The organism is Neisseria sp. HMSC70E02 (assembly GCF_001838645.1).
Taxonomy (GTDB): domain Bacteria; phylum Pseudomonadota; class Gammaproteobacteria; order Burkholderiales; family Neisseriaceae; genus Neisseria; species Neisseria macacae.
In genome coordinates this window covers 93,601-97,407 of sequence record NZ_KV838125.1, presented here as the reverse complement: position 1 = coordinate 97,407, position 3,807 = coordinate 93,601, and the positions used below count along the sequence as shown (strand labels likewise).

Below are 3,807 nucleotides of genomic sequence, written 5' to 3'. Positions count from 1 at the left end.
TGTCTGCGGCTTCGTCGCCTTGTCCTGATTTTAAAGTTAATCCACTATAAAACAGCTTGCCCCGGTGGAAAACGGTTGGCGTACCGGGGCGGAAGCGGTTGCGAAAGGGCGCCGGCTGCACCTTATTCGATTTGCAGGTCGCCGACCAAAGCCGCCAGCGTGGACAGGCGCTGTTCGGATTTCGCCACGAACGGATTTTCAGTATCCCATGCGTAGCCTGCCAAAATGGAAGAAATCATGCGGCTGATTTCAGGGCTGCGGTTGGGCGCGTACACGACGTTTTGGAAGCGGAAATTGTACCAGCCGTCGACGTAAGTGCGGAACGCGTTCACACCGATCATCAGCGGTTTGGCAAATTCGGCATCCCAGTCCACTGCGCCGCCTTCAAGCTGTTTTGCCAACAGGTCGGCGGCAAGTTTGGCGGAGTGCAGCGCGATGGTTACACCTGATGAGAACACGGGGTCGAGGAACTCAGCGGCATTGCCCAACAGCGCGAAATGTTTGCCGTGCAGCGATTTGACGTTGGCGGAATAGCCTTGGATGGAGCGGAACGGAAAGTCGTTTTCCCAGACGGCTTTATCCAGAATTTCTTTCAGCATCGGGCATTCATAGACAAATTTTTTCAACACGGTTTCCGATTCGCCCGTGAGTACGTTGGGTGTGCCGACTACGCCGATGGAGCAGCGGTTGTCGCCGAAGGGAATCAGCCAAATCCACACGTCGCGGTGTTGCGGGTGGGTGGTAATCAGGATTTTGCTGCGGTCGAATTTCGGGTGGGTGATGTTGTCGTCGATATGCGTGAAATGCGCTTGGCGCGGCGGCAGGTGCGACGGTGTTTCCAAGTCCAGCAGGCGCGGCAGCACGCGGCCGTAGCCGCTGGCGTCCAATACGAATTTTGCGGTCAGCTCGTAGCTTTCGCCCGTGTCGGCTTCCACGCTCAAACGGGCAAGGTCGCCGCTGTTGTCGAACGCGGTCACGCCGTGTCCGAAACGTACTTCCACACCTTGCTTGGCGGCTTCGTCAATCAGGATTTTGTCGAAAATCCCACGGCGCACTTGGTAAACCGTGCCGGGGCCGTCTGAAAATTTTTCGGTGAAATCAAATTCGGTATAACGGCTGCCCCATGAAAACGCCGCGCCGTTTTTAAACTGAAAGCTGGGTTCGGCGCGAACGGCGTCGGCAAAACCGGCTTCTTCCAGCATTTCCATGCAGTGCGGCAGCAGGCTTTCGCCGATGACGAAACGCGGAAAGTGCTGTTTCTCCAACACGCAGACTTTATAACCTTTTTTGTGAAGCAGGGCGGATGCTACCGAGCCTGCAGGACCTGCGCCGATCACGGCGACATCGAATTGAGGTGCGGACATTTAAATATACTTTCAAAACATAACAAAATAAAACGGTCGCTATTCTACTCCTTAATAGACTTATCTGAAATGAATTTTAAAGGCGACATCATGACTAAGATGAAATGGTTGCATAAACGACAACAGCCCTATATCGGGATAGGGCGGATTGCGGCTTGGCATGGATGGTTTTGTTGTCAATTTGTCTGATAAAAAGGTCGTCTGAAAACCTCGAATCAAGGTTTTCAGACGACCTCTTGCCGTTTCTCAATTAATCACTCCTCTGCCTTCGGCTCGGGAACGTCAAACACCTGACGCAGGTAGGCGAGGAAGGTGTTGTTGGTAGTCATGGTTTTGCCCGGGGAGTCGGAGAGTTTGGCGACGGACTGACCGTTGCACTCAACGAGTTTCAAAACGATGTTCAGCGGGGTATGGCCCATGTCGTTGGTGAGGTTGGTGCCGATACCGAAGCTGGTTTTGAAACGGTCTTTGAAATATTGGTGCAACGCCCATGAGCGTTCGATGTCCAGACCGTCTGAGAAGGTCAGCATTTTGGTGCGGCTGTCGATTTTGAGTTTTTTGTAGTGGGCGTGCGCTTTGTCGCCCCATACATAAGGGTCGCCGCTGTCGTGGCGCAGACCGTCGAAGAGTTTGGCGAAATAGAGGTCGAAGTCGCGCAGGAAGGCATCCATGCCGACCACGTCGGTCAGCGCGATGCCGAGGTCGCCGCGGTATTCGTGTACCCAGCTTTCGAGGGCGGCTTTTTGGAAATTGCGCAGGCGCACGTCGAGGGCTTGGAAGGCTTGGAGGAACTCGTGCGCCATCGTGCCGATGGGGGTGATGCCGATTTTTTTGGCGAGATAAACGTTGCTGGTACCGCGCACGATGTCGGGGGCGGCTTCAAGCAGGGTGCGGATGACGTGTTCCTGCCAATCGAGGGTGTAGCGGCGGCGGGTGCCGAAGTCGGAGATGAGGAACGGCGGATCATCGGGGTTTTGCGCGGCGGAGATTTCCTTGAGGCGTTGCGCTTTGGCTTGGAGGCGGCGTTCGCCTTCTTCAATGACGGCGGGGGTTTCGAGACGGCGGAAGTAGAGTTCGTTGACGATGGCGAGGATGAAGATTTCAAAGAACATCGCCTGAATCATAGGGCCTTCGATGCGGATATTCAGACGACCTTCTGAATCGGGGCTGACTTTGACGAAGCGGCGTTGGAGTTGGAAGAGTTCGAGATAATCGACAAAGTCGCTTTTGATGAAGCGCAGGCTGCGCAGGTAGTCGAGTTCGTCGTGGGTGAAGCGCAGTTGGCAGAGCGCGTCGAGTTCTCGTTCCAAGTCGCTTTGGATGTCGGCAAGCGGGTAAACCATGTCTTTGTTGCGACAGCGGAACTCGTAAAGGCTGTGGGTTTGGGGGAATTGGTGCAGTATCACCTGAAGCATGGTGAACTTGTACAGGTCGGTGTCGAGCAGGGAGCGGATAACGGGCGTTTGAGGTGCGGTCATGGCTTTTCTCTCGTTCAGCGTAAATGTAAAGCATTATTAGAACACGGTTAGACGGACGGGTGTTACTTTTTTTGACCGGAGGAATGCTGAAAAGGTCGTCTGAAAATCTTTCAGACGACCTTTTTCTTCATATAAAACCTATATCAATTATTTGTCCACAACGATTTTGGCTGCCTGTCCGTCAGGCGAGGGTTCGTATTGTGTGGATTCGTCGCCGTAATACAGCACGCCGAGTTTGATGGGGATGCGGCCTTGCGATTTGCGGTGGGCGTTGGAGTCGCGCAGGGAGTAGGCGCAGCCGCAGTATTCTTGTTGGTAGAAGTGTTCTCGCTTGCTGATTTCGATCATGCGCGCGCTGCCGCCGCCTTTGCGCCAGTTGAAATCCCAATAAACGACGTCGTCGTAAGGTGCGGCGGCGCGGTGGCCGCAGTCGTTGATTTGCGCCATGTTTTTCCAGCGGGAAATACCCAGCGAGCTGGTGAAGACGGGGAAACCGTTTTCGTGGGCGTATTGGGCGGCTTTTTCGAAACGCATGTCGAAACACATGGTGCAGCGGATGCCGCGTTCGGGTTCGAATTCCATGCCTTTGGCTTTGGCGAACCATTCTTTGCGGTCGTTTTCGTAGTCGTCGTCTTTGTCGATGAAGGGGATGCCGAATTTGTCGGCGAAGCGCATGTTTTCTTCTTTGCGCAACATGTATTCTTTGAGCGGGTGGATGTTGGGGTTGTAGAAGTAGATGGTGTAGTCGATGCCGCTGGCGAGCATGGCTTCCATGACTTCGCCGCTGCACGGGGCGCAGCAGGAATGCAGCAGGACTTTTTTATGGCCGCCGGGCGGGACGAGGACGGGACGGTTGATGTCGGTAACGATGGGGCTGGTTTTATCGTTCATGATTGGGGTGTTCCGTTTCGGTGTTTCAGACGACCTTTGGGTTTTATAGTGGATTAAATTTAAACCAGTACGGC

At 54.2% G+C, this 3,807-nt stretch carries 3 protein-coding genes; all 3 read right to left on the bottom strand.

From position 1 onward, the window contains the following. Positions 1-122: 122 nt before the first annotated feature. Complete coding sequence (locus tag HMPREF3277_RS11845; RefSeq protein ID WP_070871229.1) at positions 123-1,364, bottom strand: NAD(P)/FAD-dependent oxidoreductase; 1,242 nt, start codon at positions 1,362-1,364, stop codon at positions 123-125. 254 nt (positions 1,365-1,618) lie between these two features. Further along, complete coding sequence (gene pncB / locus HMPREF3277_RS11840; protein WP_070871228.1) at positions 1,619-2,842, bottom strand: nicotinate phosphoribosyltransferase; 1,224 nt, start codon at positions 2,840-2,842, stop codon at positions 1,619-1,621. A gap of 147 nt (positions 2,843-2,989) precedes the next feature. Further along, positions 2,990-3,733 (bottom strand): epoxyqueuosine reductase QueH, encoded by a 744-nt coding sequence (locus HMPREF3277_RS11835; protein ID WP_003762794.1) that lies wholly within the window; start codon positions 3,731-3,733, stop codon positions 2,990-2,992. Positions 3,734-3,807 lie beyond the last annotated feature (74 nt).